Origin of the sequence: Paracoccus sigandri (assembly GCF_003709565.1) — a bacterium.
GTDB lineage: Bacteria > Pseudomonadota > Alphaproteobacteria > Rhodobacterales > Rhodobacteraceae > Paracoccus > Paracoccus siganidrum.
The window spans coordinates 14,798-41,329 of sequence record NZ_QNRC01000005.1 but is presented as its reverse complement, the minus strand read 5'-3'; the positions used below and the strand labels follow the sequence as shown (position 1 = coordinate 41,329).

At 69.3% G+C, this 26,532-nt stretch carries 29 protein-coding genes; 18 read left to right on the top strand and 11 right to left on the bottom strand.

Features of this window, described 5'->3' with window-relative positions:
* The first annotated feature begins 76 nt into the window (after positions 1-76).
* Positions 77-793, top strand: coding sequence for an MlaA family lipoprotein (locus tag C9E82_RS05630; protein ID WP_240643474.1), 717 nt, complete (start codon positions 77-79; stop codon positions 791-793).
* Positions 783-1,385 (top strand): MlaC/ttg2D family ABC transporter substrate-binding protein, encoded by a 603-nt coding sequence (locus C9E82_RS05625; protein WP_119897367.1) that lies wholly within the window; start codon positions 783-785, stop codon positions 1,383-1,385. The genes C9E82_RS05630 and C9E82_RS05625 overlap by 11 nt, the downstream gene beginning before the upstream one ends.
* A 91-nt stretch (positions 1,386-1,476) precedes the next feature.
* Here the strand turns inward: C9E82_RS05625 and C9E82_RS05620 are convergent, their stop codons facing one another.
* The gene (locus C9E82_RS05620) at positions 1,477-3,768 is read right to left on the bottom strand and encodes a transglycosylase domain-containing protein (protein ID WP_119897368.1); all 2,292 of its coding nucleotides are present in this window, start codon (positions 3,766-3,768) and stop codon (positions 1,477-1,479) included.
* 265 nt (positions 3,769-4,033) lie between these two features.
* On the opposite strand from C9E82_RS05620, the gene C9E82_RS05615 reads away from it, so the two are divergent.
* Positions 4,034-5,362, top strand: a complete 1,329-nt coding sequence (locus tag C9E82_RS05615) for an ammonium transporter (protein ID WP_119897369.1) — start codon at positions 4,034-4,036, stop codon at positions 5,360-5,362.
* Positions 5,363-5,504: 142 nt separating this feature from the next.
* Here C9E82_RS05615 and C9E82_RS05610 read toward each other — a convergent pair whose 3' ends face one another.
* Positions 5,505-6,506 (bottom strand): polyprenyl synthetase family protein, encoded by a 1,002-nt coding sequence (locus C9E82_RS05610; RefSeq protein ID WP_119897370.1) that lies wholly within the window; start codon positions 6,504-6,506, stop codon positions 5,505-5,507.
* A 76-nt stretch (positions 6,507-6,582) separates the two neighbouring features.
* On the opposite strand from C9E82_RS05610, the gene C9E82_RS05605 reads away from it, so the two are divergent.
* Genes C9E82_RS05605 through C9E82_RS05595 form a run of 3 tightly spaced genes read left to right on the top strand, consistent with a single transcriptional unit; the run spans position 6,583 to position 7,768 of the window.
* Positions 6,583-6,792 (top strand): putative signal transducing protein, encoded by a 210-nt coding sequence (locus C9E82_RS05605; RefSeq protein WP_119897375.1) that lies wholly within the window; start codon positions 6,583-6,585, stop codon positions 6,790-6,792.
* Positions 6,785-7,543, top strand: coding sequence for a tRNA1(Val) (adenine(37)-N6)-methyltransferase (locus tag C9E82_RS05600; protein ID WP_122449216.1), 759 nt, complete (start codon positions 6,785-6,787; stop codon positions 7,541-7,543). The genes C9E82_RS05605 and C9E82_RS05600 overlap by 8 nt, the downstream gene beginning before the upstream one ends.
* A 60-nt stretch (positions 7,544-7,603) precedes the next feature.
* Positions 7,604-7,768 (top strand): YdcH family protein, encoded by a 165-nt coding sequence (locus C9E82_RS05595; protein WP_119900786.1) that lies wholly within the window; start codon positions 7,604-7,606, stop codon positions 7,766-7,768.
* 94 nt (positions 7,769-7,862) lie between these two features.
* Here the strand turns inward: C9E82_RS05595 and phbB are convergent, their stop codons facing one another.
* The 3 genes from phbB to C9E82_RS05580 form a co-directional block, all read right to left on the bottom strand.
* The gene (gene phbB, locus C9E82_RS05590; RefSeq protein ID WP_119900787.1) at positions 7,863-8,588 is read right to left on the bottom strand and encodes a beta-ketoacyl-ACP reductase; all 726 of its coding nucleotides are present in this window, start codon (positions 8,586-8,588) and stop codon (positions 7,863-7,865) included.
* Positions 8,589-8,675: 87 nt separating this feature from the next.
* Entirely contained in the window at positions 8,676-9,848 is a 1,173-nt protein-coding gene (locus C9E82_RS05585; RefSeq protein WP_119900788.1) for an acetyl-CoA C-acetyltransferase, read from the bottom strand.
* 200 nt (positions 9,849-10,048) lie between these two features.
* Positions 10,049-10,867, bottom strand: coding sequence for an EAL domain-containing protein (locus tag C9E82_RS05580; RefSeq protein WP_240643687.1), 819 nt, complete (start codon positions 10,865-10,867; stop codon positions 10,049-10,051).
* 93 nt (positions 10,868-10,960) lie between these two features.
* On the opposite strand from C9E82_RS05580, the gene C9E82_RS05575 reads away from it, so the two are divergent.
* The gene (locus tag C9E82_RS05575; RefSeq protein WP_119900789.1) at positions 10,961-11,539 is read left to right on the top strand and encodes a DNA-3-methyladenine glycosylase I; all 579 of its coding nucleotides are present in this window, start codon (positions 10,961-10,963) and stop codon (positions 11,537-11,539) included.
* Here C9E82_RS05575 and C9E82_RS05570 read toward each other — a convergent pair.
* A complete protein-coding gene (locus C9E82_RS05570; protein ID WP_119900790.1) occupies positions 11,514-12,059 on the bottom strand; it encodes a TlpA disulfide reductase family protein in 546 nt (181 codons plus the stop codon). The genes C9E82_RS05575 and C9E82_RS05570 overlap by 26 nt on opposite strands.
* Before the next feature lie 21 nt (positions 12,060-12,080).
* Here C9E82_RS05570 and argH point away from each other — a divergent pair, with 21 nt between their 5' ends.
* The 4 genes from argH to C9E82_RS05555 are packed head-to-tail and all read left to right on the top strand — an operon-like array spanning position 12,081 to position 17,433.
* A complete protein-coding gene (gene argH, locus C9E82_RS05565; RefSeq protein WP_119900791.1) occupies positions 12,081-13,487 on the top strand; it encodes an argininosuccinate lyase in 1,407 nt (468 codons plus the stop codon).
* Positions 13,484-13,624, top strand: coding sequence for a hypothetical protein (locus C9E82_RS24435; protein WP_170162175.1), 141 nt, complete (start codon positions 13,484-13,486; stop codon positions 13,622-13,624). The genes argH and C9E82_RS24435 overlap by 4 nt, the downstream gene beginning before the upstream one ends.
* Positions 13,625-14,890: a diaminopimelate decarboxylase gene (lysA, locus tag C9E82_RS05560; protein WP_119900792.1), complete on the top strand. Its 1,266-nt coding sequence runs from the start codon at positions 13,625-13,627 to the stop codon at positions 14,888-14,890.
* A complete protein-coding gene (locus tag C9E82_RS05555; RefSeq protein WP_240643688.1) occupies positions 14,881-17,433 on the top strand; it encodes a DUF4175 domain-containing protein in 2,553 nt (850 codons plus the stop codon). Before lysA ends, C9E82_RS05555 begins: the two co-directional genes overlap by 10 nt.
* A 2-nt stretch (positions 17,434-17,435) precedes the next feature.
* On the opposite strand, the gene C9E82_RS05550 is transcribed toward C9E82_RS05555, so the two are convergent.
* Entirely contained in the window at positions 17,436-18,101 is a 666-nt protein-coding gene (locus C9E82_RS05550; protein WP_122449215.1) for a zinc-ribbon domain-containing protein, read from the bottom strand.
* 93 nt (positions 18,102-18,194) lie between these two features.
* On the opposite strand from C9E82_RS05550, the gene C9E82_RS05545 reads away from it, so the two are divergent.
* The 3 genes from C9E82_RS05545 to C9E82_RS05535 are packed head-to-tail and all read left to right on the top strand — an operon-like array spanning position 18,195 to position 20,583.
* Complete coding sequence (locus C9E82_RS05545; RefSeq protein WP_119901008.1) at positions 18,195-18,869, top strand: cell division ATP-binding protein FtsE; 675 nt, start codon at positions 18,195-18,197, stop codon at positions 18,867-18,869.
* Positions 18,869-19,810: a cell division protein FtsX gene (locus tag C9E82_RS05540; protein ID WP_119901007.1), complete on the top strand. Its 942-nt coding sequence runs from the start codon at positions 18,869-18,871 to the stop codon at positions 19,808-19,810. The genes C9E82_RS05545 and C9E82_RS05540 overlap by 1 nt, the downstream gene beginning before the upstream one ends.
* Complete coding sequence (locus C9E82_RS05535) at positions 19,807-20,583, top strand: lysophospholipid acyltransferase family protein (RefSeq protein WP_119901006.1); 777 nt, start codon at positions 19,807-19,809, stop codon at positions 20,581-20,583. Before C9E82_RS05540 ends, C9E82_RS05535 begins: the two co-directional genes overlap by 4 nt.
* Before the next feature lie 54 nt (positions 20,584-20,637).
* Here the strand turns inward: C9E82_RS05535 and C9E82_RS05530 are convergent, their stop codons facing one another.
* The 4 genes from C9E82_RS05530 to C9E82_RS05515 form a co-directional block, all read right to left on the bottom strand.
* Positions 20,638-20,868 carry a hypothetical protein gene (locus C9E82_RS05530; protein ID WP_119901005.1) on the bottom strand — a complete coding sequence of 77 codons (231 nt, stop codon included), beginning with the start codon at positions 20,866-20,868 and terminating at the stop codon, positions 20,638-20,640.
* A 339-nt stretch (positions 20,869-21,207) separates the two neighbouring features.
* Positions 21,208-22,170: an acetyl-CoA carboxylase carboxyltransferase subunit alpha gene (locus C9E82_RS05525; RefSeq protein ID WP_119901004.1), complete on the bottom strand. Its 963-nt coding sequence runs from the start codon at positions 22,168-22,170 to the stop codon at positions 21,208-21,210.
* Between the two features lie 118 nt (positions 22,171-22,288).
* Positions 22,289-22,534 carry a hypothetical protein gene (locus tag C9E82_RS05520; protein ID WP_183154043.1) on the bottom strand — a complete coding sequence of 82 codons (246 nt, stop codon included), beginning with the start codon at positions 22,532-22,534 and terminating at the stop codon, positions 22,289-22,291.
* 205 nt (positions 22,535-22,739) lie between these two features.
* Positions 22,740-23,927: a MalY/PatB family protein gene (locus C9E82_RS05515; protein ID WP_119901009.1), complete on the bottom strand. Its 1,188-nt coding sequence runs from the start codon at positions 23,925-23,927 to the stop codon at positions 22,740-22,742.
* Positions 23,928-24,017: 90 nt separating this feature from the next.
* Here C9E82_RS05515 and def (C9E82_RS05510) point away from each other — a divergent pair, with 90 nt between their 5' ends.
* From def (C9E82_RS05510) to fmt, 4 genes are all read left to right on the top strand, one after another.
* Positions 24,018-24,539: a peptide deformylase gene (gene def, locus C9E82_RS05510; protein ID WP_119901002.1), complete on the top strand. Its 522-nt coding sequence runs from the start codon at positions 24,018-24,020 to the stop codon at positions 24,537-24,539.
* Positions 24,532-25,065, top strand: coding sequence for a peptide deformylase (locus tag C9E82_RS05505; RefSeq protein ID WP_244935999.1), 534 nt, complete (start codon positions 24,532-24,534; stop codon positions 25,063-25,065). Before def (C9E82_RS05510) ends, C9E82_RS05505 begins: the two co-directional genes overlap by 8 nt.
* Positions 25,062-25,562, top strand: coding sequence for a peptide deformylase (gene def, locus C9E82_RS05500; RefSeq protein WP_119900369.1), 501 nt, complete (start codon positions 25,062-25,064; stop codon positions 25,560-25,562). The genes C9E82_RS05505 and def (C9E82_RS05500) overlap by 4 nt, the downstream gene beginning before the upstream one ends.
* Positions 25,563-25,629: 67 nt before the next feature.
* A complete protein-coding gene (gene fmt, locus C9E82_RS05495; RefSeq protein ID WP_119900368.1) occupies positions 25,630-26,523 on the top strand; it encodes a methionyl-tRNA formyltransferase in 894 nt (297 codons plus the stop codon).
* Positions 26,524-26,532 lie beyond the last annotated feature (9 nt).

Genomic DNA, 26,532 nt, shown 5'->3' with positions numbered 1-26,532 from the left:
CTCTTTGCGCCCGACCCGCAGTCAAATCTTGCCGATGGTTTTTCTGACGCTGGCCGCCTGCGCATCGGATCCGGTCATGCGCGATGGTATCATGGTGAACGATCCTTACGAAGGCGCGAATCGGCGGATTCACGCCTTCAACAAGGGGGTGGACGCCAGGCTGGTCGCGCCGGTCGCGCGGCTTGCCTCGGGCGGGGGCGAAAGCCGCGGCAATGCGCAGCAGATGCGGCCCGCCGATCTGGTCGCCAATGTCGGCGCGAACCTGTCGCTGCCCGGCAAGGTGGTAAACCACCTTCTGCAGGGCCGGCCGGGGCCCGCGATTCGCAACGGCTTCCGCTTCGCGGTGAACTCGACCCTGGGGATCGCCGGGCTGTTCGACCCGGCGGGCAGCGATTTCGGCCTGGACGAGGTCGATACCGATTTCGGCCAGACCCTGGCGCGCTGGGGTGCGCCGGAAGGCGCCTATCTGGAGTTGCCGGTGCTGGGCCCCTCGACACAGCGGGACGCGGCGGGCAGGGTGGTCGATATCGTGCTGGACCCGTGGAACCACGTGCTGACCGGCCGGCAGGCGGTCGGGGTGCTGGGGCTGCGGGCCGCGGGAAAGGCCGCCGACCGGGCGCGGTTCGGCGATACGGTAGAGGGCGTGCTGCAGGGTTCGGCCGACAGCTATGCGCAGACGCGGCTGATCTGGCTGATGCATCGCCGCCATGAACTGGGAGAGGAGGGCAATGCCTTTGACCCTTATGACGCCATCGAGGATGACGACGCGGTCATCGACCCCTATGAGGAATAGCCGCCGCGGCCTGCTGGCGCTGCTGGCCGGCGCCGGGGCCTTCGCCGTGCTGCCCGGCGGCCCGGCCCTGGCGCTGGACACGACCGAGGCGCGGGCGCTGATCGAGACCTCGCTGACCGAGGTCCATGCGGTGATCAATTCCGGCCAGCCCCCGGCCGAGATGTATCGCGACTTCGAGGAAGTCTTCGCCCGCTATGCCGATGTCGACGTCATCGCGCGCTCGGCGCTGGGGCCTGTCGCGCGCCAGATCGGCGCCGGGGAATTCGCCGAATACCGGCAGGCCTTCCAGGGCTATATCGGCCGCAAATACGGCAAACGCTTCCGCGAATTCGTCGGCTCGCGGATCGAGGTGGGCGAGGCGCGCCCGCTGAAGAGCTTCTTCGCGGTCTCCTCGACCGCCTATCTGAACGGGCGGGCGCCGATGCAGGTCGAATGGCATGTCTCGGACAGGTCGGGGCGCAGCCTGTTCTTCAACATCATCATCGAGGGCGTCAACATGCTGGCCTCCGAGCGCGCCGAGATCGCGGCGATGCTGACGCGGCGGGGCGGGGATGTGGCGGCGCTGTCCGCCGACCTGCAACAGGCGGGCTGAGCCGCCGGGGGCGGCGCCCCCGCGCCAGCGAAACGAAAGACGCCCCGCCGGATCGGTGGGGCGTCTTCCTTTTCCCGGCCCGGAACGGCGCTCAGGTGCCGCCCAGGATCCCGTTCAGCGCGCGGCTCAGCGCATCGTCGCTGTCGGCGGAATTGCTGTTGCCCGGCGTTTGCGGGGCGCCGCCCCCGCCGCCCTCGCCCGGCGCGGTGATGATCCGGCCGCCGCCCTGGCTGCCACCGGTCGACATCGCCCCGGCCAGCGCCGCCGCCAAGGGATCGTCGGCCGAGCCCGAGGTGACGACCTTCGGCATCCCGTCGCCCGACATGATGATGCCGCTGCCATCGGGCGAGACCGTCGAAAGCGGCAGCGAGGGCAGGCCCTCGTGGATCTCGGTCATGACCGCCTGCCAGATCTCGGCCGGAAGCCCGCCGCCGGTCACGCCCTTCAGCGGCGTGTTGTCGTCATAGCCCATCCAGACGCCGGTCACATATTGCTCGGTGAAGCCGATGAACCAGGCATCGCGATAGCTGGAGGTGGTGCCGGTCTTGCCCGCCGCCGGACGGCCGTCCAGCTTCGCGCGGGTGCCGGTGCCGCTGTCGATGACCTGCGCCATCATGTAGATCAGCTGGCCCGCCGCGCGCTGGCTGATGACCCGCTCGCCGAAGCCGCCGGCCTGGCCCATCAGCGGCTGGTCGTCGCCGGCGATGCGCAGCTCGACCAGGCCATAGGGCGCGACCGAGGTGCCGCCGTTACGGATGCCCGCATAGGCGCCGGTCAGTTCTAGAAGCGTCGCCTCGGACGCCCCCAGACCCAGCGAGGGGCTGGTGGTCAGGTTGCTGACGATGCCGAAATCATGGGCGACGCGGCGCACCTCCTCGCGGCCGACGGTTTCCTGCAGCCGGATGGTCGCGGTGTTCAGCGAATTCTTCAGCGCCGTGGTCAGCGTCACCGGCCCGGAATAGCGGCGGGTATAGTTCTGCGGCGACCAGGGCCGCGCGCCGCGGATATGGATGGTCAGCGGCGCGTCCTGGACGATGTCGGCGGGCGAATAACCCGCCTCCAGCGCGGCCCCGAAGACGAAGGGCTTGAAGCTGGAACCGGTCTGCCGCTTGGCCTGGATGGCGCGGTTGAAGGTGCCGTGGGCGGTGTTGTCGCGCCCGCCGATCATCGCGCGCACGGCGCCGTCCGCCGACATGACCACGACCGCCGCCTGCGCCTTCGAGCCGGGATCGACCTTCTCGTCGAAGACCCGCTGCAGGGCGCGCTCGGCGGCGCGCTGGATGCGCTGGTCGAAGGTGGTTCTCAGCGTGACATCCTCGGTCGTCTCGGTGGTCAGGAAGCCCGGGCCCGTCTCCATGACCCAATCGGCGAAATAGCCCCCCGCCCGCGCCGCGGCGGCCTGCGACAGCCGCGCGGGCTGGGCGCGGGCCTCGGTGATTTCTTCGTTGCTCAAATACCCTTCCTGCCCCATCAGCCCCAGGATCACGTTGGCGCGGTCCTGGCTGCGCTGCAGGTTCGCAGTCGGCGCGTAATAGCTGGGCGCGCGCAACAGGCCCGCCAGCATCGCGGCCTCGGCGGCATTCACCTCCGAGGCGGGCTTGTTGAAATAGCGCTGGCTGGCGGCCTCGAAGCCGCGCGCGCCGGCCCCCAGATAGGAGCGGTTCATGTAGATGTTGAGGATGTCGTCCTTGGAATACTTGGCCTCCAGCGCGAAGGCGAAGGGCACTTCCTTGACCTTGCGCCACAGGCTGGTCTGGCGGCAGTCGGCCTCGAACTCGGCCTCGTTCTTCCAGCGGATCGGGTCGAAGCTGTCGCCCAGGCACAGAAGCTTCGCGACCTGCTGGGTGATGGTCGAGCCGCCATGGCCCTCCAGCGGGCCGCGCCCGGCGGCCATGTTGATGCTGATGGCGCTGGCGATGCCGCGCGGGCTGATGCCCAGATGGCCGTAGAAGCGGCGGTCCTCGGTCGCGATCACCGCCTCTTTCAGGACCGGGGCGATCTTGTCGCTGCTGACCATGCCGAAGGTTTCCCCGCGCCAGGCGAAGACCCGCCCCTCGCGGTCCAGCATCGTGACCGAGCCGCGCGCCCGGCCGTCGAACAATGCCTGCGCCTCGGGCAGGCTCGCGTAGTAATAGGCCGTGGCCGAGCCCAGAATCAGCGCGAAGACCATCGCCAGCCGCCAGATCGAGCCCCAGATCACCCGCCAGATCAGCGACACGGTCCCCGCCACGCCGCGCAGCACGACATTGCCGCGCCGCGCCGGGCGCTTGGGATTGCGCCGGATCGAGGATGTTGATTTGCCGTCATTTCCCGAGGACGGGTTGCGTTTGTCCGCAACGGGGCTTCGTCCCGTGCGCTTCGGGGTGCCGGTGGGTCTTTTCATGCCTGCTTTCCTGCCCGGCCGATTGCTCCGGCCAAATTGCACGACACCATACATCAAGAATCCGCTGCTGGGAATTGGGCTGACCAATCCGTGATTTGCCCGAAAAGAGGGCAAACTGCCTTTTCCCTGCTCTGTCTCTGGACAGTTTGGTTTTCCGAAGCGCAGCGATGCGCCCGTCCCTTGTGCACAAGGCCCCTGACTGCGGATCAAAGCAGCGATGGCGGTCGGCGATGCGACCGCACGACCAGAAGACAGGTGACGACTGATGAAACAGATGATTCCCGGACTGGTCGCGGCGCTGGCGCTTCTTGCGTTGCCCGCTGCCGCGCAGGAGGCCGCAACGCCAGACGCCGCGATCGCGGTCAGCGCGGATGTGGCCTATATCTTCAATACGCTGCTGTTTTTGATCGGGGCCTTCCTCGTGATGTGGATGGCGGCGGGCTTCGCCATGCTGGAGGCCGGACTGGTCCGTTCCAAGAACGTGACCACGCAGCTGTTCAAGAACGTGGCGGTCTTCGGCATCGCGGGGCTGATGTACTGGGTGCTGGGCTACAACCTGATGTATCCGGGCGACTGGACCATCGGCGGCGTGATCGGCGAGATCTTCAGCCCGAAAGGCATCGACCCGGTCGCCGGCGGGGTGGTCGAGGACGGCTATTCCGCGGGATCGGACTTCATCTTCCAGCTGATGTTCTGCGCCACCACCGCCTCGATCGTCTCGGGCACCGTGGCCGAGCGGGTCCGCGTCTGGCCGTTCCTGATCTTCACCGTCGTGCTGACCGGCGTCATCTATCCGATCGAGGCAAGCTGGCAATGGGGCGAGGGCTGGCTGTCGGACATGGGCTTCTCGGACTTCGCCGGCTCGACGCTGGTCCATGCGACCGGGGGCTTCGCCGCGCTGGCCGGGGCTATCGTGCTGGGCGCCCGCCACGGCAAATACGGCCCCGACGGCCGCGTCAAGCCGCTGCCGGGCTCGAACCTCGCGCTGGCGACGCTGGGGACCTTCATCCTGTGGCTGGGCTGGTTCGGCTTCAACGGCGCCTCGCAGCTGGCCATCGGCTCGGTCAATGACGCCGCCGATGTCAGCCGGGTCTTCGTGAACACCAACCTTGCCGCCTCGGGGGGCGTCGTCGTCGCGATCATCTGCAGCCAGCTGCGCTATGGCAAGGTGGACCTGACCATGGTGCTGAACGGCGCGCTGGCCGGCCTGGTCTCGATCACCGCCGAGCCGCTGTTCCCCTCGCCCTTCGGCGCGATCCTGATCGGCGGCGTCGGCGGCGCCATCGCGGTCTTCGCGGTGCCGCTGCTGGACCGCTTCAAGATCGACGATGTGGTCGGCGCCATCCCGGTCCACCTGATCGCGGGCGTCTGGGGCACGCTGATCGTCCCGGCCTCGAACCCCGATACCAGCTATGTGACGCAGCTGGTCGGCATCGTCGCCATCGGGGCCTTCGTCTTCATCGCCAGCTTCATCGTGTGGAGCGTGCTGAAGGCCACCATGGGCATCCGCGTCAGCCAGGAAGCCGAGATCAACGGCCTGGATATCAGCGAGATGAGCATGGAAGCCTATCCCGACTTCGTGCAGGCAAAATAGGCACGACGGGGAACGAGGGTCTCTTCCCGAGAGGAGGGCGGGTCGCGCAGGCGGCCCGCCCTTTTCCGTTGCCGCCCCCGATGCCCCGAACGACAGGGACCCGCCTTTGCAGGCGGGTCCTTGATGGCGCCGGCGGTTTCGGTCAGGCGACGCGGCTGACGACGAAATCGGCCAGGTCGGACAGCATCTCGCGGATCGGATGGTCGGGCAGGACCTGAAGCGCCGCCTTGGCGCGCTCGGCCCAGGCCAGGGCGTCGGCGCGGGCGGCCTCCATCGCGCCATGCCGCGCCAGCAGCGCCAGCGCCTGCTCCAGGTCGCCCTCGCGCTGCTCGCCCTTCTCGATGGTGCGCGACCAGAAGGCGCGCTCGGCCCCGTCGGCCTTGGCCACCGCCTTGATGACCGGCAGGGTCAGCTTGCGCTCGCGGAAATCGTCGCCGACATTCTTGCCGATGGTCTCGGTCGCGCCGCCATAGTCCAGCAGGTCATCCACCATCTGGAAGGCGATCCCCAGCGCGTCGCCATAGTCGAACAGCGCCCGCACCTGGTCGTCCGGGGCGCCGGCGATCACGCCGCCGACCTCGGTCGCGGCGGAAAACAGCGCCGCGGTCTTGCCGCGCACCACCTGCAGATAGACCGCCTCGTCGGTGCGCAGGTCCTGCGCGGCGGTCAGCTGCAGCACCTCGCCCTCGGCGATGGTGGCGCTGGCATTGGCCAGGATTTCCAGCGTGCGCAGGTTGCCCGGCTCGACCATCAGCTGGAAGCTGCGGGCGAACAGGTAATCGCCGACCAGTACGCTGGACTTGTTGTCCCACAGCAGGTTGGCGGTCGGACGGCCCCGGCGCTGCTGGCTTTCGTCGACCACGTCGTCATGCAGCAGCGTGGCGGTATGGATGAACTCGACCGTCGCGGCCAGGTGGATGTGATATTCGCCCGGATAGTCCAGCAGCTTCGCCGCCGCCAGCGTCAGCATCGGCCGCAGCCGCTTGCCGCCGGCCTCGATCAGATGGGCCGTCACCTCGGGGATGCGCGGCGCGTGGCGGCTGGACATGCGCGCGCGGATCAGGGCGTTCACCGCCTCCATTTCGGCTGACAGCGCGGCCGACAGCCGGTCCAGCGGTTTACGGACGTTTTCGTTCACACCCATGATGAAGCCCCGTTACTGCGCGAAAGGGATTGCCATGCCATCGACAATTTCGCAACCGCCACCTAGGCTTTTGTTCATGAAAGAACTCTTCCGCAGCAATGATCCGGTCAGGATATCCCGCGTCGTCGGCCTGCTTTGCGCCGAGGGCATCCCCGCCTTCGAGCTGGACCAGCACATGAGCATCCTGGACGGATCGATCGGCGTGTTGCCGCGCCGGGTCATGGTCGCGGATCGCGACGAATTCATGGCCCGCGCGATCCTGAAGGACCTGGGCCTGGATGAGTGACACGCGCGAGGACGGCTTCCTGGGCGGGCGGCTGCGGATCCGCCAGCCGGCGCGCGGCTATCGCTCGGGCGCCGATGCGGTGATGCTGGCCGCCGCCTGTCCCGCCGCGCCGGGCCAGCGCGTGCTGGAGCTGGGCTGCGGGGCGGGGGTGGCCAGCCTCTGCCTGGGCTGGCGGGTGCCGGGGGCACGGCTGGCGGGGCTGGAGCGCCAGCCGGACTATGCCGCGCTGGCGCGTGAAAATGCCGCAGCCAACGGCATCGGGCTGACGGTCCATGCCGGCGACCTGGCCGCGATGCCCGCCGCCCTGCGCGCCGAGACCTTCGACCACGTCATCGCCAACCCGCCCTATTTCACCGGCGGCACCGCCGCGCCGGATGCGGGCCGGGCCGCCGCGCGGCAAGAGCAGACGCCGCTGGCGCAATGGATCGACGCCGGCTTGCGCCGCCTGCGTCCGGGCGGGATTCTGACGCTGATTCAACGTGTTGACCGGCTGCCCGCGATGCTGTCCGCGCTGGAGGGGCGGGCGGGCGCGGCGGCGATCCTGCCGGTCGCGGCACGGTCGGGCCATCCGGCGGGGCGGGTGCTGCTGAGCGCCTGCAAGGGCGCGCGCGGCCCCATGCGGCTGCTGGCCCCCTTCGTCATGCACGCCGCCCCCCGCCATCTGCACGATGGCGAGGACCTGACGTCTGATGCCTCGGCAGTGCTTCGCGAGGGGGCGCCGCTCACGCCGCTGTTTGCGAAAGATTGGTGACAGAATCGCAGTTCTGTGCTGCTATCGATTCGTTCAACACAACCATTAGAGGAGGACACGATGTCGGTTGCTTCGCATGTTGAGGAGCTGCGCAGAAAACATCGCGTACTGTCTGAAGCTGTCGAGAAAGCCCAGAGCAGTCCCGGTACGAACGACCTCGAAATCGCCGCGATGAAGCGCGAGAAACTTCGTCTGAAGGAGCAGATTTCCCGACTGTCCCATTGATCGGTTGAACGGTGAACCCTGAATGAGAACGGCCCGCGCGGATCGCGCGGGCCGTTCCTTTTCAGACTGTCTTGTCGGGCTGTCGCGTCAGGGGTCAGACGAAGAACTGGCCGCCATTCGCGCTGATGGTCGAGCCGGTGATGAAGCCCGCCTCGTCCGAGGCCAGGAAGACCACGCAGCGCGCGATTTCCTCGGGCTCGCCCAGCCGGCCGACCGGGATCTGCGGGATGATCCGCTCGTTCAGGACCTTTTCGTCGATGGCGCGGACCATCTCGGTGCCGATATAGCCGGGGCAGATCGCGTTGACGGTGATCCCCGCCCGCGCGCCTTCCTGCGCCAGGGCCTTGGTGAAGCCCAGGTCGCCCGCCTTGGCCGCCGAATAGTTCGCCTGGCCGGCCTGGCCCTTCTGGCCGTTGATCGAGCTGATGTTGACGATCCGGCCGAACTTGCGGTCGCGCATCCCGCCCCAGACCGGATGGGTCATGTTGAAGACGCCGGTCAGGTTGGTGTCGATGACCTCTTTCCACTGCTGCGGGGTCATCTTGTGGAACATCGCGTCGCGGGTGATGCCGGCATTGTTCACCAGGACCGCGATCGGGCCCAGCTCTTCCTCGACCTGCCTGATGCCGGCGGCGCAGGCGTCGTAATCGGCGACCGACCACTTGTAGGTCTTGATGCCGGTCTCCTCGGTGAAGGCCTTCGCGGCATCGTCATTGCCGGCATAATTGGCGGCGACGGTATATCCCGCCTCTTGCAGCGCCTTCGAGATGGCGGCGCCGATCCCGCGAGAGCCCCCGGTGACAAGTGCGACTTTGGACATTTTCCCCCTCCGATTCTGGGCCTGTTTGAAATCTTGCTACCGAACGAGGCGACAGCGCGCAAGATAATTGCGCGCTGCCTTCTCGTCTCAGCGCTCCAGGCACATGGCGACGCCCATGCCGCCGCCGATGCACAGGGTTGCCAGGCCCTTCTTCGCGTCGCGCCGCTTCATCTCGAAAAGCAGCGTGTTCAGGATCCGGCAGCCCGAGGCGCCGATCGGATGGCCGATGGCGATGGCGCCGCCGTTCACGTTCACGATCGAGGGATCCCAGCCCATGTCCTTGTTCACCGCGCACGCCTGGGCGGCGAAGGCCTCGTTCGCCTCGATCAGGTCCAGGTCGCCGACGCTCCAGCCGGCCTTTTCCAGCGCCTTGCGGCTGGACGGGATCGGGCCGGTGCCCATGATCGCGGGATCGAGGCCCGCGGTCGCATAGGAGGCGATCCGGGCCAGCGGCGTCAGGCCGCGGCGGCTGGCCTCGTCCTCGGTCATGACCATCACCGCGGCGGCGCCGTCGTTCAGGCCCGAGGCATTCGCCGCCGTGACCGAGCCCTCGCGGGCGAAGGCCGGGCGCAGCTTCTGCATCGCATCCAGCGTGGCGCCGTGGCGGATATATTCGTCCTTGTCCACCACCGTGTCGCCCTTGCGGGTCTTGACGGTATAGGAAACGATCTCGTCGTCGAAGCGGCCCTCCTTCTGCGCCGCCTCGGCCTTGTTCTGCGAGGCGACGGCGAATTCGTCCTGCTGGTCGCGGGTGATCGCCCATTTCTCGGCCACGTTCTCGGCGGTCTGGCCCATGTGGTAGTTGTTGAAGGCGTCCCACAAGCCGTCGCGGATCATGGTGTCGACCATCTGCATGTCGCCCATCTTCTGGCCGGCGCGCAGATAGGCGGCATGGGGCGACAGCGACATGCTTTCCTGGCCGCCCGCCAGCACGATGGCGGCATCGCCCAGCAGCACCTGCTGCGCGGCCAGCGCGACCGAGCGCAGCCCCGAGCCGCAGACCTGGTTGATCAGCCAGGCGGCCGATTCCTGCGGCAGGCCGGCATTGATATGCGCCTGCCGGGCCGGGTTCTGCCCCTGGCCGGCGGTCAGCACCTGACCCAGGATGGTCTCGCTGACCTCGGCGGGATCGACGCCCGCGCGCGCCACGACCTCTTTCAGCACCGCGGCGCCAAGATCATGGGCGGGCACGTTCGCGAACGACCCCAGGAAACTGCCGACCGGGGTGCGGGCGGCGGAAACGATTACGGCTTTGGTCATGGCGGGCTCCCTTGCCTTCGACGCCGGAAAGGCCGGCGAATCGAGTAAAGGATGCGGTTTCATGCCGTGGCGTCAAGGCGCTGTCCGCCGCTGTCACAGGTCGTCATGGTCGCAGCCATTGCCGCAGCTGCAATCTGGGGGCGAGCCGGTCCGCCCCGCTGTCCGGGCTTTTCCCCTGCGCATTTCGCGGGAAAGGCGCCTCAGCGGCGCGCGACCGAGGGCGGGTCCTTCCAGGGCGGCGCGATGGTCGGGGCGCCGAAATAATAGCCCTGCAGGCAGTCGATCCCCATCTCGATCAGGAAGGCCGCGTCCTCGGCGGTTTCGACCGATTCGGCGACGGTGAACATGTCGAAGTGATGCGCGATCGACATCAGCGCCCGCGCCAGCACCTGGTTGTCGGGATGGTCCGAGATGCCGCGGATGAACTGCCCGTCGATCTTGATCATGTCGAAGCAGAAATCGCGCAGGTAGCGGAACGAGGTATAGCCCGCCCCGAAATCGTCCAGCGCCAGGCTGATGCCGTGGCGCTGCACCTCGCGCATGAAGCACTGCACCTGGTCGGGCATCCCCATGGCCGAGCTTTCGGTGATCTCCAGGATCAGCCTTTCGCCGATATGGGGGTCTGCGGCCAGGCCGTCGCGCAGGGTGCGCATCCAGTCGGGATAGCCGATCGAGCGCGCCGACATGTTGACCGCCAGCCGCAGCGTCGGGTCGTCGGCCAGGTCGCGCAGCCCCAGCGACAGCGACAGGCAGTCGATCCGCCGCCCCAGCTCGGTCGTTTCCGCCATGGGCATGAAATCCCTCAGCGGGACGATCCGGCCGGTATCGTCGAGGATCCGGATCAGCCCTTCGTAATAGGCGGCGCGGTTGGTGCGCTGCGCCTGCACGATCGGCTGATAGGCAAGGATGCCGTTGCCCTTTTCCACGGCCGCGCACACGGCCGGCATGGTGATGCGGCTTTGCTGGTTGATGGCATAGTCCAGCGGCGAGCTGGTTTCGGGAGGGATGCCGTCTGTCACATCGGGCCTCTATGCGGTTTTCTTGCACTTTGGCCATCATCGCTTAATTTGCGGTGAACGCGCAGGAATTTCTGGACTCGGGGTTAACGGGCGATGAACGAGACATGCAGCTGGTGCGGGACCGATCCGCTCTACATCGCCTATCACGACCAGGAATGGGGCGTGCCGGAACATGATTCGCGCGCGCTGTGGGAAAAGCTGGTGCTGGACGGGTTCCAGGCCGGGCTGTCCTGGATCACCATCCTGCGCAAGCGCGACAATTTCCGCGAGGAATTCGAGGGCTTCGACCCCGAGCGCGTGGCCGCCTGGGACGAGACGCGGATCGAGCGCGCCCTGCAAAATCCCGGCATCATCCGCCATCGCGGCAAGATCGCCGCCACCGTCAGGGGCGCGCGGCTGTTCCTGGAGATCGAGGGCCAGGAGGGCTTCGCGCCCTGGCTGTGGTCCTTCGTCGGCGGCGCGCCGATCCAGAACGGCTTTGCCAGCATGGCCCAGGTGCCGACCGCCACGCCGGAATCGACCGCCATGTCCAAGGCCTTGAAAAAGCGGGGCTTCAACTTCTGCGGGCCGGTGATCACCTATGCCTTCATGCAGGCGACCGGCATGGTCAACGACCACATGACCGGCTGCCCGCGCCACGCCCAGATCAGGGCGCTGTCAGCTGCCGGATAAGCGTCTTGGCGGGCTCGGACGCCCAGTCCTCGTCGCCCATCAGCCGGGCGATCTCCTGCCCGTCGCGGTCGATCAGCACCGAGACCGGCAGGCCCACCACGCCCATCTCGCGCGCAAGCTGCTGGCGCGGGTCCAGCAGCACGGGCAGGTTCGACACGCCCACCTCGGCATAGAATTCGTCGATCCTGGCGGGCGAGTTGCGGCCCGTGGCGATGGTGACGACCTGGAAATCCTCGCCGCCCAGTTCGGCCTGCAATTCGTCCAGCGCCGGCATTTCCTCGCGGCAGGGCGCGCACCAGGTCGCCCAGAAGTTCAGCAGCACCACCTTGCCGCGGTAATCGGCCAGCGAATGCGTGCCGCCCTCGGGATCGGTGAATTCGGTCTCTCCGACCGGGCCGGGGTCCTGCGCGGCGACCAGCTTGGGCAGGCCGGCCTTCGCGGCGTCCCAGTCCACATCCGCGGCCAAGGCGGCATTTGCACCGAAAACCAGCGCCGTATAAAGCAGGACAGAACGCAGCATGTGACCTCCGAAGGACCAGATATGACCGACCGGCCCCAGACCCAGGACGCCGCCAACAGCATGTGGGGCGGCCGCTTCGCCGCCGGACCTGATGCCATCATGGAGGCGATCAACGCCTCGATCGGCTTCGACAGGCGGCTTTACGCGCAGGATATCCGGGGCAGCCGGGCCCATGCCGCCATGCTGGCGGCACAAGGCATCATCAGCGATAGCGATGCGAAGGCCATCGGGGAAGGGCTTCTCACGGTCTTGTCAGAGATCGAGGCGGGCGATTTCCCCTTCCGCACCGCGCTGGAGGACATCCACATGAATGTCGAGGCGCGGCTGAAGGAGATCATCGGAGAGCCCGCGGGCCGGCTGCATACCGGCCGGTCCCGGAACGACCAGGTGGCGACCGATTTCCGGCTGTGGGTGCGCGACCAGTGCGACGCGGCCATCGAGGGGCTGCAGGCGCTGATCCGCGCCGCTTTGTCGCAGGCCGAGGCCGGGGCGGATTGGGTGATGCCGGGCTTTACCCATCTGCAGACCGCCCAGCCAGTGACATGGGGCCATCACATGATGGCCTATGTCGAGATGTTCGGCCGCGACCTGTCGCGGTTCCGCGACGCCCGCGCGCGGATGAACGAATCGCCCCTCGGCGCGGCGGCGCTGGCCGGGACCGGCTATCCGATCGACCGTTTCGCCACGGCAAAGGCGCTGGATTTCGACCGGCCGATGGCCAACAGCCTCGATGCGGTCAGCGACCGCGATTTCGCGCTGGAATTCCTGTCCGCCGCCTCGATCTGCGCCGTCCACCTGTCGCGGCTGGCCGAGGAGCTGGTGATCTGGTCCTCGGCCCAGTTCCGCTTCGTCTCGATGTCGGACAAGTGGTCCACCGGGTCCAGCATCATGCCGCAGAAGCGCAACCCGGATGCGGCCGAGCTGATCCGCGCCAAGATCGGCCGCATCCTGGGCGCGACGGTGGCGCTGTTCACGGTGATGAAGGGCCTGCCCTTGGCCTATTCCAAGGACATGCAGGAGGACAAGGAACAGGTCTTCGACGCCGCCGACAGCCTGATGCTGGCTCTGGCGGCGATGGCGGGGATGCTGTCGGACCTGACCGCGAATCGCGAAAAGATGGAGGCGGCGGCCTCGGCCGGGTTTTCCACCGCGACCGACCTGGCCGACTGGCTGGTGCGCGAGGCCGGGCTGCCCTTCCGCGACGCCCATCACGTCACCGGCACGCTGGTGGCGCTGGCCGAGGGCAGGGGCGTCGACCTGCCCGACCTGACGCTGGCCGAGATGCAATCGGTCCATGCCGCCATCACCGAGGACGTGTTCGGCGTGCTGGGCGTTCACAATTCGGTCGCCTCGCGGCAAAGCTATGGCGGCACGGCGCCCGATCAGGTGCGCGCGCAGATCAATCGCTGGAAGGAGAAACTGGCATGAAATGGATGGCAATTCTGGCGGTGATCGCGGTGGCGGCCTGTGGCGTCGACGGCCCGCCGCAGCGGCCGGCCGCGCAGCAGCAGCCGAATGTCTCGATCTCGGGCCATGCGACCGTCGGCGTGATCACGGAACTGTAGATGGACCATTTCAACTATCACGGCGGCGAGCTTTGGGCCGAGGACGTGCCTCTGGCGCGCATCGCCGCCGAGGTCGGCACGCCGGTCTATGTCTATTCCGCCGCCACGCTGACGCGGCATTTCGGCCTGTTCCGGCAGGCGCTGGACTGGACCGAGCACCTGGTCTGCTTCGCGGTGAAGGCCAATTCCAACCTGGCGGTGCTGAAGCTGCTGGGCGACTTGGGCGCGGGGATGGACGTGGTCTCGGGCGGGGAATATGCGCGGGCGCGGGCGGCGGGTGTGCCGGGCGAGCGGATCGTGTTCTCTGGCGTCGGCAAGACCCTGGCCGAGATGCGCCAGGCCATCGAGGGCGGCATCCGCCAGGTCAATATCGAGAGCGAGCCCGAGATGCGGGCGCTGTCGGACCTGGCCGCCGGCATGGGCGCCGAGGTGCCGGTGGCGATCCGCGTGAACCCCGACGTGGACGCCAAGACCCATGAGAAGATCGCGACCGGCAAGTCGGAAAACAAGTTCGGCATCCCGATCGCCAAGGCGCGGCAGGTCTATGCCGAGGCCGCCTCGCTGCCGGGGCTGCGCGTCGTCGGCGTCGATGTCCATATCGGCAGCCAGCTGACCGACCTGGAGCCCTATCGCGCCGCCTATGCCAAGGTGGCGGAACTGACCCGCGCGCTGCGGGCCGACGGGCATGTGATCTCGCGCCTCGACCTGGGCGGCGGGCTGGGCATTCCCTATCGCCGCGACAACAACGCCCCGCCCCTGCCCATCGAATACGGCCAGGTGATCCGCGAGACGGTGGGCGACCTGGGCTGCGAGATCGAGATCGAGCCCGGCCGCAACATCGTCGGCAATGCCGGGGTGCTGCTGTCGCGGGTGATCTGGCTGAAGGAGGGCGAGGGCCGCGATTTCCTGATCGTCGATGCGGCGATGAACGACCTGCTGCGCCCGGCCATGTATGGCGCCCATCACGACATCGTCCCGGTGGTCGAGCCCGAGCTCGGCGCGGCCTTGCGGCCCGTCGACGTGGTCGGGCCGGTCTGCGAATCGGGCGATACCTTCCAGAAGGCGGCCGAGCTGCCGCCCCTGGGGGCGGGGGACCTGGTCGCGTTCCGATCCGCGGGGGCATATGGCGCGGTGATGGCCTCGGAATACAATTCCCGGCCGCTGGTGCCCGAGGTGCTGGTGAGGGGCGATCAATTCGCCGTCATCAGGGCAAGGCCGACATTTGAGGAAATGCTGGCGCGCGATAGCATCCCGGAATGGCTTTGACGCAACGCTTGCCGGAACCGTCGCAGCCGGGGGCTGTCCGCCCCCGGACCCCCGAGGGTATTTCGGCAACGAAGAAGGGGCCGGTCGGCCGCGCCCTGCGGCTGACGCTGTGGGGGATGCGCTGGGAGGCGGCGGCGGTCGCGTTCTGGCCGCTGGCGGTCCTGGCGGCGTTCCTGTTCGCGGCTTTCGCGCTGGGGGGCGTCGCGGCGCTGCCGGATGCGGTGTTGCCTTGGATCGCGGGGCTTTCGGTGCTGGCGCTGGTCGCGGCGGCGGTCCGGGGCGGGTTGCGCTATCGGTCCGTGGATCTGCTGGCGGCGCGCGAGCGGGTGGACCGGACGCTGCCGGGGCGGCCCCTGGCGGCGCTGGCCGACCGGGCGGCGATCGGCGGCGAGGGCGCGCTGTGGCAGGCGCATCTGGTGCAGATGCAGGCGCGGGCGGCGGCGGCGCGGGCGGTGGCGCCCGATGCCGGGCTGACCCGGCGCGATCCCTTCGCGCTGCGCCTGGCGGCGCTGGTGGCGCTGGTCATGGCGCTGGTCTTCGGCGGCGCGGGCCAGATGGGGCAGGGGGTCTCGGCCATCGCCGCGACCTTTGCGCGCCCGCCCGAGACGGCGACGGGCAGCCCCGGCGGGCCGGGCTGGGAGGGCTGGGCCGAGCCGCCGGCCTATACGCGCCGGCCGACGATCTATCTGAACGCGCTGCCCGAGGGCGAGGTGCTGGAGCTGCCCAAGGGCAGCATCGTCAGCTTCCGGGTCTATGGCGAGGGATCTCGGGTCGTGCAGGATATCGGCGCGGCGGAGAGTGACGATCCGCGGGCGCCCTCGTTCCGGGCCGAGGAGACGGGGGCGATCGAGGTGGCGGGGCGCCGCTTCGACGTGACCGTGCTGCCCGACGAGCCGCCGGTGATCCGTGCCGGCGCGGCGCCCGTCAGGCGCGCCGACGGGCGTATGGTGCAGGAATTCGAGGCCGGCGACGATCACGGCGTCGCCTCGGGCCGGGCGGTGATCGCGTTGGACCTGGCGGCGGTGGACCGCCGCCATGGGCTGGCCATCGATCCCGAGCCGCGCGAGGCGGTGGAACTGGCGCTGCCCCTGCCGCGGACCGGCGACCGGCGCGAATTGCGCGGCCAGCTGGTCGAGGACCTGGCCCGGCACCCCTGGGCCAACCTGCCGGTGACGGTCAGCCTGCGCGCGGTGGACGGGATCGAGCAGGTCGGCGAATCCGAGCCCTTGCGGACCGTCCTGCCGGGGCGGCGCTTCTTCGATCCCCTGGCCGCCGCGCTGATCGAGATGCGCCGCGACCTGCTGTGGTCGCGCGAGAATGCCGGGCGCAGCGCCGAGATCCTGCGCGCCGTGACCTGGCAGCCCGGCGGCTTCATGGAGGACGATCTCTATCGCGAATTGCGCGGCGCGGTGTCGACGCTGGAATCCGGCCCGCTGTCGGCCGAGGCGCGCGACCGGCTGGCCGAGGCGCTGTGGGAGGCGGCGGTGCTGCTGGAGGATGGCGGGCTGTCCGACGCGCTGGAGCGGATGCGGCAGGCCCAGCAGCGCCTCTCCGAGGCGATCCGCAACGGCGCCAATCCCGACGAGATCCAGCGCCTGATGGACGAGCTGAAGGAGGCGACCGACGCCTATACGCAGATGCTGGCCGAGCAGGGCCGGCAGGACCCGTCCGAGCGGTTCACCCGCAACCAGCAGGGCCAGCAGATCACCGGCGACCAGATCCAGCAGATGATGGATGAGATCCAGCGGCTGATGAACGAGGGCCGCATGGCCGAGGCCCAGCAATTGCTGGAGCAGTTCAACCGGATGATGGAGAATCTGCAGGTCCGGCAGGGCGAGGGCGAAGGCGGCGAGGGCGGCCTGGGCGGGCAGTCGATGAACCGGCTGGCCGAGACGCTGCGCGAGCAGCAGCGCCTGTCGGACGAGGCCTTCCGCGATCTTCAGCGCCGCTTCGGCGACGGGCAGGACGGCCAGGGCGGCAGCGACGACCTGGCGCAGCGCCAGCGCGAGCTGCGCGAGGAACTGGGCCAGCAGCGCGGGCTGCTGCCCGGCCGGGGATCGGAGCGCGGCGACGAGGCCGGCCGGCGCCTGGACGAGGCCGGCCGCGCCATGGAGGATGCCGAAGATGCCCTGCGCCGCGGCGACCTGGGCGGCGCGTTGCAGCGGCAGGCGGATGCGATCCAGTCGATGCGCGAGGGGATGCGGGCGCTTGGCGACCTGCTGGGGCAGGACGGCCAGCGGCGGCAGGCGGAAGGCCAGCAGCCGGGCGAGCAGGACGGTCAGGACCAGCAGGGCCAGCGCGGCGATGCGCCGCGCGGCGGCCGCGACGGGATGCCCTATGACGGGCGGCCGATCCTGGATCCGCTGGGGCGCGAGCAGGCCGGGAACGGCAATGTCATCGGCGGCGGCGATCCCCTGGCCGAAGGCGCCGATCCGGCGCGCCGCGCCCGCGACCTGCTGGACGAGATCCGCCGCCGCAGCGCCGAGCGCGACCGCTCGGCCGACGAGCGCGGCTATCTGGACCGGCTGCTGGAGCGGTTCTGACCCTATTCGGCGCCCAGCAGCGCGGCGCGCAGCCGGAGGCGGGCATCGTCGATATTGGCGCGCGCCTCGGTCAGCCGGGCGCCCATCGGGCCGGCATCGCCAAGCGACGGGGCCAGCAGGTAGAAGGACAGCAGCAGCGCCCCGATCATCGCCGCCAGGCCGAAGCCGGTGCGATAGGCGCGCCGTTCCCGCGACAGCGGCGTGGCCAGCTGCATGGGCGCGGCCTCGGCCGTCTGCGGCTGGGGCGCGGGATCTCGATGGGCGGTGGTGTCGGGTGCGGCGGGGGCAGGCCAGCGCAGCGTGGTGGCGGGCCAGTCGTTCTCCGGGGTCTCGGCGGCGGTCGGCGGCGGGGCCTTGCCGGTTCCTGCCTCGGCGGCGCGGGCGCGGCGCTCGAATTCGAACTCGTCGCGCAGGATCGCCAGCACATTCGCCGGCAGCGGGCGGCTGAGGCGCGGCTCGGCCGGGGCCGGGTCCTGCGGGTCGGCGGGATCGCTGCCGATGGTGCTGCCGGGGGCGGGGGCAGAGGCGGGCAGAGCGGCATGGGGCCGGGCAAGCCACGTGTGACCGCAGGCGGTGCACTGGACCTCGCGCCCGGCCGGCGGCAGCGCGCTTGTGGCCAGCTTGTACTGCGCCCCGCATGTCTCGCATGTCAGCTTGATTTCGTCCATCGCGACCCTCGCATTCGCCGTCACGCTGTTCTATCAAGCCGGGGGCCGGCTTCCAAGCCGCGCCAGAGGTGATTGCATCGACGGGGGTGGCGTTTGATCGAGATGAAGGATGTCGGCTTCGGCTATCACGCGGGCGACAGGCTGCTGTCCGGCATGACGCTGAGCCTGCAGCCGGGCATGTTCCATTTCCTGACGGGGCCCTCGGGCGCGGGCAAGACGACGTTTCTGCGGCTGTGCTATGCGGACCTCTTGCCGACCGAGGGGCAGATGACCGCCTTCGGGCAGGACCTGCGCAGCCTGTCGCGCGACGGGATCGCCGGCCTGCGCCGCCGGGTGGGCGTGGTGCATCAGGACACGCAGTTCCTGGACCACCTGCCGGTCGCCGAGAACGTCGCCCTGCCGCTGTCCATCGCGGGCGAGCAGGTGGACATGCAGGCCCTGCGCGATCTTCTGGGCTGGGTGCAGCTTGCCCCCCATGCCCGCGCCATGCCGCCGCAGCTGTCGGGCGGCGAAAGGCAGCGCGCGGCCCTGGCGCGGGCGGTGATCCTGTCGCCCGACGTCGTGCTGGCCGACGAGCCCACGGGCAACCTGGACTGGGACATGTCGATGCGGCTGATGCAGTTGCTGCTGGAACTGAACAAGTCGGGCAAGACCGTGCTGGTCGCCACCCATGACCTGAACCTGATCCGCGCCACCAAGGCGCAGGTGGCGGCGCGGGTGCTGCGCATCGCGGGCGGCACGCTGCATCTGGCGGGGGCGGATCTGTGATGCGGCTGTTTTCCAGACGTCCCGATTTCAAGGCGCTGAGCCTGAAGACGCTGTGGCAGGGGCTGCTGCGCGGCGATGGCGGCGCCGGCGACCGCATCGTGCCGCCGACCGGCTTCACCGCGCAGCTGACGCTGTTTTCCGCCGCGGCGATGGCCTTTCTGGCGGTCTTCGCCCTGGCTTTGGCGCTGGCGACCGGGCGGCTGGCGGATCGCTGGTCCTCGGAACTGGCGCAGTCGGTGACGGTGCGCGTCAGCTCGGACGCCGCCGACCAGGAGACGCGGACCCAGTCGGTCATCCAGCTTCTGCAGACCACGCCGGGGCTGGGCCAGCCGCGCCTGCTGCCCGATGACGAGGTGGCGGCCCTGCTGGCGCCCTGGTTCGGCCCGGACATGCCGGTCGATGCCCTGCCGGTGCCCGACCTGATCGAACTGCCGATCACCGGCCGCGATTTCGACGCGCCGGGGCTGCGGCTGCGGCTGGAGGCCGAGGCGCCCGGTGCGGTGCTGGACGACCATACCGAATGGCGCCGCCCGCTGGTCGCGGCCGCGCAATGGCTGCGGGCGCTGGGGGTGATCTCGCTCGTGCTGATCGCGGCGGCCTCGGCGGCGATGATCACGCTGGCCGCCAAGGCGGCGCTGGCGGCGAACGGGCAGGTGATCCGCGTGCTGCGGCTGATCGGGGCGCGCGACATCACCATCGCCACCGCCTTCGTGCGCCGCTTCACCCATCGCGCCGCCATCGGCGCGGCGGCGGGCACGGCCCTGGGCATGGGCGCGGTGGCGCTGCTGCCGGGCATGAATGCCGCCGGCGGCTTCCTGACCGGGCTGGGCTTTTCCGGCTGGGGCTGGCTTCTGCCGCTGCTGATCCCGGTCGTGGCGGCCGCCGTGGGCTTCTTCGCCACCCGTTGGGCGGCGCTGAAGATGCTGGAGTCCGTGCGATGAGCGGCGGTGGCGGCGCGGTTCCGGGGCCGCTGACGCCCTGGCAATATGCGCAGAACCTGCTGTTCTACATCCATGCCGCGCTGGCGACGCTGGTGATGGGGTTGATCGGCATCCCGCAGGTCATGGTGGGCGGGCGCGAGGGCGCGAACCGCGTCGCCTCGCGCTGGGTCGGCTACATGCTGTGGGCCGCGCGGCTGCATATGGGCGTCAGCTGCGAGGTGCGCGGCGCGCTGCCCGCCGGAGACTGCATCATCGCCGCCAAGCACCAGTGTTTCCTGGATATTCTTGTGCTGGCCCACGCCCTGCCGCGGCGCAACTTCATCATGAAGCGCGAGGTGATGCGGGTCCCGATCATGGGCTGGTATGCCTACAAGGTCGGCTGCATCCCCATCGACCGAAGCAAGGGCCGCGACGCGATGCGCGCCATCACCACCCGGATCCGCGAGCGGATGGCCGGGGACGGGCTGGGCCAGCTGATCATCTATCCCGAGGGCACCCGCACCCGTCCGGGCGAGCGCCGCGCCTACAAGCACGGCGTCGGCACCATCCGCGAGGCGACCGGCCTGCCGGTGGTGCCGGTGGCGGTCAATACGGGCCTGTTCTGGCCGCGCAAGGGCTGGGGCATCCGGTCCGGCCGCGCCGTGGTCGAGTTCCTGCCGGTCATCGCCGCCGAAGGCACGCGCGAATTCATGGCCCGGCTGGAAGACCGGATCGAGACGCAATCGGACAAGCTGATGGCCGAAGCGGGCTTCCGGCACGAACTGGCCGGATGAGACCGCCTTGGCGCGACCGTTCAGGGCCGCGCGCAAGGACGGGGCGGGCTGCCCTCACCTCAGCTCGTAATAGCGCGGCACATGCGGCGGCAGGGGCGGCAGGCCCAGGTCGCGCCGCATGTGCGGGCTGAGAAGATAGAGGTCTGGCGGCCTCGGCCGCCGTTTCCGTGGCGCCAGAAGCGCGCGGAGCAGCGCCCAGAGGACCGGCAGCTTGCCATGCAGGTCGATCAGGCGCTCGACGCCGGGGCGCGGGCTGAGAAGATGGGCGGGAATCTGTGCGATCATTGCGGACTCCATGATCGGCCGCGCCGAAAAAGGCGGGACGGTGGCTGTGAGGGTTGGTCGGAAGGCGACGGAAGATCGGGCCGCGAAGGTGCGGCCGGGGCTTCGGTCGGGTTGGAACTGCCCTTGCGGGTAAGGCTCAGCCCTGTCGCTTGCCGAAGCGGCGACGGGTCACGCGGAGGGCGTTTGCATTTGCATCATGGCGGTTCATGCGGGCCCTCCTTTGCGTGTTGAGAATCGGGCAGGCCCCCTGGATGCCGCAGCCCGTCACGGGCGGCAAGCATTCAAGCCCGGCCGGCGTCGAAGCCGTCCGGGCTGTTGCATAAATGTCGCGCGCGCCGGTCAGGCGACCAGCGATTTCGAGCCCATCTGCAGGAATTTCGTGCGCCGGTCCCTGATCAGATCGGCGGGCTTGCAGCCCTCCAGATCGGCCAGCATGGCGGCGATTTCCTTGCCCACCGCGGCGATCGCGGCCTGGGGGTCGCGCTGCGCGCCGCCCACCGGCTCGGGGATGATGCAGTCGATCACGCCCAGCTTCTTCAGGTCCTGCGCGGTCAGGCGCAGCGCCTCGGCCGCCTCGCGCATCCGTTCGGCATCCTTCCACAGGATCGAGGCGCAGCCCTCGGGCGAGATCACCGAATAGATCGAATGTTCCAGCATGGCGATGCGGTTCGCGGTGGCGAAGGCCACCGCGCCGCCCGAGCCGCCCTCGCCGATGATGACCGAGACCAGCGGCACGCCGATCTCCAGGCATTTCTGGGTGCAGCGGGCGATGGCCTCGCTCTGCCCGCGCTCCTCGGCGCCCTTGCCGGGATAGGCGCCGGGGGTGTCGACCAGGGTGACGACCGGCAGGCCGAAGCGATGCGCCATGTCCATCAGCCGGATCGCCTTGCGATAGCCCTCGGGGCGGGCCATGCCGAAATTGTGATGGATGCGGGTCTTGGTGTCATGGCCCTTTTCATGGCCGATCACCACGCAGGGGCTGTCGTTGAACCGCGCCAGCCCGCCCATCACCGCATGGTCGTCGCCAAAGGCCCGGTCGCCCGCCAGGGGCGTGTATTCGGTGAACAGCGCCTCGACATAGTCGCGGCAATGCGGCCGGTCGGGATGGCGCGCCACCTGCGTCTTGCGCCAGGGATCCAGCGACTTGTAGAGGTCCTTCAGAAGATCCGAGGCCTTGCGGTCCAGCGCGGCCGCCTCTTTCTCGACATCGACGGCGCCTTCGCCCTTCTGGGCCATGGCGCGAAGTTCCTCGGCCTTGCCCTCGATATCGGCGAGAGGTTTCTCGAAATCCAGATAGACCATGCGCGGCTCCGAAGGTTCGTTTTCGCAGCCTGTATGATCGCCCGCGCGCCGAAATGCAACGCGTTGGAACCCCATTCGCGGTTACGCCCCCTGGCGGCGAGGTGCGTTCGGCGCCGGGTCAGCCGTTGCCGGGGGCTTCGAACCGGATACGGACCGCGAAGGGCTCGGGTTGAACCGAGCGCATCAGCTGAAAGACACGCAGTTCCATCCGCCCCGGCAGATCGCCGATGAAGATCCGGTCGGCGCGCGCATCCCAGCCGGGGCCGGATGTGGCGATATTGCGGCCGCTGGCGACCTCGACGCTGATATTCTGGCCTCGGGGCATGGTCAGTTCATAGCAGACGACCCCATCGGCCGGTGCCACGCCCTTGATGTCGCCGACCGTGAACCCGGCCGGCAAGGGCAGATGCTGGCAGCTTTGGGCGGCCGACGGACCCGCCCAGGCACCGATTGCAATGGCTGACGTGAAAAACAGCAAGATCCTGCGCATGATCCCAACCCCATTACTCGTGACGACAGGGTCAGGTTATGTAGCCCCGCGATTCGTCACAAGACCCGCGATCGCCCCGTCATTGCAGGTCCGCGAACGCCTCCTGCAGGCGGCCGACCGCCTCGATCACCCGCGCGCGGGGGGTGGCGATGTTGAAGCGCAGGAAATTCTCGCCGCCCTTGCCGAAGCTGGCGCCGTGATTGGCGGCGATGCGGGCGGTCCGTTCCACGCGGGCGGTGAATTCGGCCGGCGCCATGCCGGTGCCCGAGAAATCGACCCAGGACAGATAGGTCGCCTGCAGGGGCATCGAGGTCACGCCGGGGATCGCGTTCACGCCCTGGTCGAAGAGGCGGCGGTTGTCGTCCAGGTATTCGACCAGCCGGTCGACCCATTCCGCGCCCTCGGGCGTATAGGCGGCGGCGATCATGTCCAGCCCGAACAGGCTGGGCGAGATGCCGTTGGCCACCAGCACCGACTTGAAGCGGCCGCGCAGCGCCGGATCGGGGATGATCGCATTGCCCAGATGCGCGCCGGCGATGTTGAAGGTCTTGGTGGCGGCGGTCAGCATGATCAGCCGGTCGCGGATGTCGGGGCAGGCCACATCGATCATGCGGTGGCGCGGGCTGCCGGGCAGCACCAGGTCGCAATGGATGTCGTCGGAGACCAGCACCAGGTCGCGCGCCTTGCAGAAATCCGCCACCTCGCGCAGCTCGGCCTCGGACCAGACCCGGCCGCCGGGATTGTGGGGCGAACACAGGATCAGCATCTTCTCGCGCCCGCTCAGCAGGTTTTCCCAATTGGCCCAGTCCATGCGGTACTGGCCGTCCCGCTGCGCCAGTGGCAGCTCGACCAGCTCGCGCCCGGCGGCGCGGATGGTGCGGGCGAAGGCGTGATAGACCGGGCTCATGACGATGATGCCGTCGCCGGGGGCGGAACAGGCCTGCAGCGCCATGGCGACGCCGTTGACCAGCCCGGCGCAGGTCAGGATCCAGCCGGTCTCGATCTGCCAGCCGTGGCGGTGCGCCATCCACCACCGGATCGCGTCCAGATAGGGCTGGTTTGCGCCGGGATAGCCGTAGATGCCATGCGCGGCCGTCGCCTCGACGGCGCGCTGCACCGAGGCGGGCGGGCGGAAATCCATGTCCGCCACCCACATCGCCAGCCCGCCATCTTCGGCCGAGACCCCATAGCCCGCCTGCATGTCGTCCCATTTCGAGCAATTCGTGCCCAGGCGGTCGATGATCTCGTCGAAATCGGGTCTGGTCATGGCGGTCCCTCGTTGCTGCTTCTTCGGCGCGGTCCGGTCCTGCATACGCTGGTTGTTGCTTATGGTGAAGGCTTGCCCTAAATCGCGGACATGAGCTTGCGTCCGATCCTGATCCATCCCGATCCCCGCCTCAAGAAGGTGGCCGAACCCATAGCCCGCATCACGCCCGAGATCGAGGCGCTGGCGGATGACATGCTGGCGACCATGTATGACGCGCCCGGCGTGGGCCTGGCCGCGCCGCAGGTGGGGGTGTCGGCGCGGCTGTTCGTGATGGACGCGACCCGCGACCCCGAGGCCGAGAAGCAGCCGATGGTGCTGCTGAACCCCGAGATCACCTGGACCTCGGAGGCGCTGAACACCTATGACGAGGGCTGCCTGTCCATCCCCGAGCAATATGCCGAGGTGACGCGCCCGGCCCAGGTGCGGATGCGCTGGCTGGGGCTGGACGGCAAGACGCATGAGCAGGAATTCGACGGGCTGTGGGCGACCTGCGCGCAGCACGAGCTGGACCACCTGGACGGCATCCTGTTCATCGACCACCTGTCGGCGATCAAGCGGCAGATGATCACCCGCAAGATGGTCAAGCTGAAGCGGGAACGGGCCCGTGCCTGACAGCGCCGGGGGTCTGGGGCAGGGTGGGGGCCGGGTCGGCCCCGAGCTGCCGCAGTCCCTGTCCGGCGGCGTCGTGCGCTCGGTCCTGGTCCATCCCGACCCGATGCTGCGCGAGCTGTGCCAGCCCTCGGGCTATCTGCCGGGGCCGGACCTGCGGCGGCTGGCGGCGGACCTGCTGGCGACCATGTATGCGGCGGGCGGGCGCGGGCTGGCGGCGCCGCAGATCGGCGTGATGCGCCGCGCCTTCGTCATGGATGCGGGCTGGAAGCAGGGGCGGCCCGCACCGCTGGTGATGCTGGACCCCGAGATCCTGTTTTACTCGGACCAGGTCGAGCTGGCCGAGGAACGCTGCCTGTCCATTCCCGACCGGCCCGTGACCGTCCCGCGCCCGGCCGAGATCGTCCTGGCCTGGTACGATACCGAGGGCCGCCACCAGAACCGCCGGCTGGCGGGCGCCGAGGCCCGCATCGCGCAGCACGAGGCCGACCACCTGGACGGCCGCCTGATCCTGGATTTCCTGCCATGAGCACCCGTCCCTTCCTGGCCTATGCCGACCGCCGCCTGCACCTGCCCGCCGCCCCGGTCGAGGCGGTGACCGAGACGGTGCGGATGATCTGGGACGACATGGTGGACACGATGGAGGCGATGCCCGGCGTCGGCCTGGCCGCGCCGCAGATCGGCATCGCGCTGCGGCTGGCGGTGGTCGATGCCTCGGAAAGGCGCGGCCAGGCGGTGCGGATGGCCAATCCCGAAGTGCTGCATGCCAGCGTCCAGTTCCGCGAGCATGAGGAGGCCAGCCCCAACCTGCCCGGCGTCTCGGCCCGGATCCGGCGGCCGCGCGCGGTGACGGTGCGGTTCCTGAACGAGGCGGGCGAGGTCGAGGAGCGCGATTTCGTCGGGCTGTGGGCGACCAGCGTGCAGCACCAGATCGACCATCTGGAGGGGCGTCTGTATGTCGATCACCTGACGCCGCTGAAGCGCAGGATGCTGGTCGCGAAATCGGCCAAGCTGGCGCGGCGGTGAGAGCGCCGGGGGTTTCACACCCCCGGACCCCCGTGGGATATTTGGACCAAGGCGAAAGGGGCTGCGCATGCGGGTGATTTTCATGGGAACGCCGGAATTCTCGGTGCCGGCGCTGCGGGCCGTCGCGGCGGCGCATGAGGTCGTGGCGGTCTATTCGCAGCCGCCGCGGGCGGCGGGGCGGGGGCAGAGGCCGCGCCCCTCGCCGGTGCAGGCCGCGGCCGAGGAACTGGGCCTGCCGGTGCGGGTGCCGGCGCGGTTGCGCGATGCCGGGGCGCAGGCGGAATTCGCGGGCTTCGGGGCGGATGTGGCGGTGGTCGTGGCCTATGGGCTGATCCTGCCGCAGCCGGTGCTGGAGGCGCCGCGCTTCGGTTGCCTGAACATCCATGCCTCGCTTCTGCCGCGCTGGCGGGGGGCGGCGCCGATCCACCGGGCGGTGATGGCGGGCGACGCCGAGACCGGCGTGGCGATCATGCAGATGGAGGCGGGGCTGGATACCGGCCCGGTCCTGGCCGAGCGGCGCACCCCGATCGGACCCGAGGAGACCACGGCCGACCTGCATGACCGCCTGGCCGGGATGGGGGCCGCGCTGATCGCCGAGGTGCTGGCGGCGCTGCCGATGCCCGCGCGGGTGCAGCCGGCCGAGGGCGTCAGCTATGCGGCGAAGATCGACAAGGCCGAGGCGCGGATCGACTGGACCCGGCCGGCCGCCGAGATCGACCGGCAGATCCGCGGCCTGTCGCCCTTTCCCGGCGCCTGGTGCGAGATCGAGGGCGAGCGGGTGAAGCTGCTGCGCTGCCGCCTGGCGGAAGGCCATGGCGCGCCGGGGCAGGTCCTGCGGGATTTCACCGTGGCCTGCGGCACGGGCGCGGTCGAGATCACCCAGGCGCAGCGGGCCGGCCGGAAGCCGATGCCCGCGACCGAGCTGCTGAAGGGCTGGGTGCTGCCCGCGCGGCTGGGCTAGGGGGCGGGA

Excerpts from the sequence above, each read along its gene's own strand:
- C9E82_RS05630 (WP_240643474.1), top strand. The coding sequence starts at position 77 with ATGCGCGATGGTATCATGGTGAACGATCCTTACGAAGGCGCGAATCGG.
- C9E82_RS05625 (WP_119897367.1), top strand. The coding sequence starts at position 783 with ATGAGGAATAGCCGCCGCGGCCTGCTGGCGCTGCTGGCCGGCGCCGGG.
- C9E82_RS05620 (WP_119897368.1), bottom strand. The coding sequence starts at position 3,768 with ATGAAAAGACCCACCGGCACCCCGAAGCGCACGGGACGAAGCCCCGTT.
- C9E82_RS05615 (WP_119897369.1), top strand. The coding sequence starts at position 4,034 with ATGAAACAGATGATTCCCGGACTGGTCGCGGCGCTGGCGCTTCTTGCG.
- C9E82_RS05610 (WP_119897370.1), bottom strand. The coding sequence starts at position 6,506 with ATGGGTGTGAACGAAAACGTCCGTAAACCGCTGGACCGGCTGTCGGCC.
- C9E82_RS05605 (WP_119897375.1), top strand. The coding sequence starts at position 6,583 with ATGAAAGAACTCTTCCGCAGCAATGATCCGGTCAGGATATCCCGCGTC.
- C9E82_RS05600 (WP_122449216.1), top strand. The coding sequence starts at position 6,785 with ATGAGTGACACGCGCGAGGACGGCTTCCTGGGCGGGCGGCTGCGGATC.
- C9E82_RS05595 (WP_119900786.1), top strand. The coding sequence starts at position 7,604 with ATGTCGGTTGCTTCGCATGTTGAGGAGCTGCGCAGAAAACATCGCGTA.
- phbB (WP_119900787.1), bottom strand. The coding sequence starts at position 8,588 with ATGTCCAAAGTCGCACTTGTCACCGGGGGCTCTCGCGGGATCGGCGCC.
- C9E82_RS05585 (WP_119900788.1), bottom strand. The coding sequence starts at position 9,848 with ATGACCAAAGCCGTAATCGTTTCCGCCGCCCGCACCCCGGTCGGCAGT.
- C9E82_RS05575 (WP_119900789.1), top strand. The coding sequence starts at position 10,961 with ATGAACGAGACATGCAGCTGGTGCGGGACCGATCCGCTCTACATCGCC.
- C9E82_RS05570 (WP_119900790.1), bottom strand. The coding sequence starts at position 12,059 with ATGCTGCGTTCTGTCCTGCTTTATACGGCGCTGGTTTTCGGTGCAAAT.
- argH (WP_119900791.1), top strand. The coding sequence starts at position 12,081 with ATGACCGACCGGCCCCAGACCCAGGACGCCGCCAACAGCATGTGGGGC.
- C9E82_RS24435 (WP_170162175.1), top strand. The coding sequence starts at position 13,484 with ATGAAATGGATGGCAATTCTGGCGGTGATCGCGGTGGCGGCCTGTGGC.
- lysA (WP_119900792.1), top strand. The coding sequence starts at position 13,625 with ATGGACCATTTCAACTATCACGGCGGCGAGCTTTGGGCCGAGGACGTG.
- C9E82_RS05555 (WP_240643688.1), top strand. The coding sequence starts at position 14,881 with ATGGCTTTGACGCAACGCTTGCCGGAACCGTCGCAGCCGGGGGCTGTC.
- C9E82_RS05550 (WP_122449215.1), bottom strand. The coding sequence starts at position 18,101 with ATGGACGAAATCAAGCTGACATGCGAGACATGCGGGGCGCAGTACAAG.
- C9E82_RS05540 (WP_119901007.1), top strand. The coding sequence starts at position 18,869 with ATGCGGCTGTTTTCCAGACGTCCCGATTTCAAGGCGCTGAGCCTGAAG.
- C9E82_RS05535 (WP_119901006.1), top strand. The coding sequence starts at position 19,807 with ATGAGCGGCGGTGGCGGCGCGGTTCCGGGGCCGCTGACGCCCTGGCAA.
- C9E82_RS05530 (WP_119901005.1), bottom strand. The coding sequence starts at position 20,868 with ATGATCGCACAGATTCCCGCCCATCTTCTCAGCCCGCGCCCCGGCGTC.
- C9E82_RS05525 (WP_119901004.1), bottom strand. The coding sequence starts at position 22,170 with ATGGTCTATCTGGATTTCGAGAAACCTCTCGCCGATATCGAGGGCAAG.
- C9E82_RS05515 (WP_119901009.1), bottom strand. The coding sequence starts at position 23,927 with ATGACCAGACCCGATTTCGACGAGATCATCGACCGCCTGGGCACGAAT.
- def (WP_119901002.1), top strand. The coding sequence starts at position 24,018 with ATGAGCTTGCGTCCGATCCTGATCCATCCCGATCCCCGCCTCAAGAAG.
- def (WP_119900369.1), top strand. The coding sequence starts at position 25,062 with ATGAGCACCCGTCCCTTCCTGGCCTATGCCGACCGCCGCCTGCACCTG.
- fmt (WP_119900368.1), top strand. The coding sequence starts at position 25,630 with ATGCGGGTGATTTTCATGGGAACGCCGGAATTCTCGGTGCCGGCGCTG.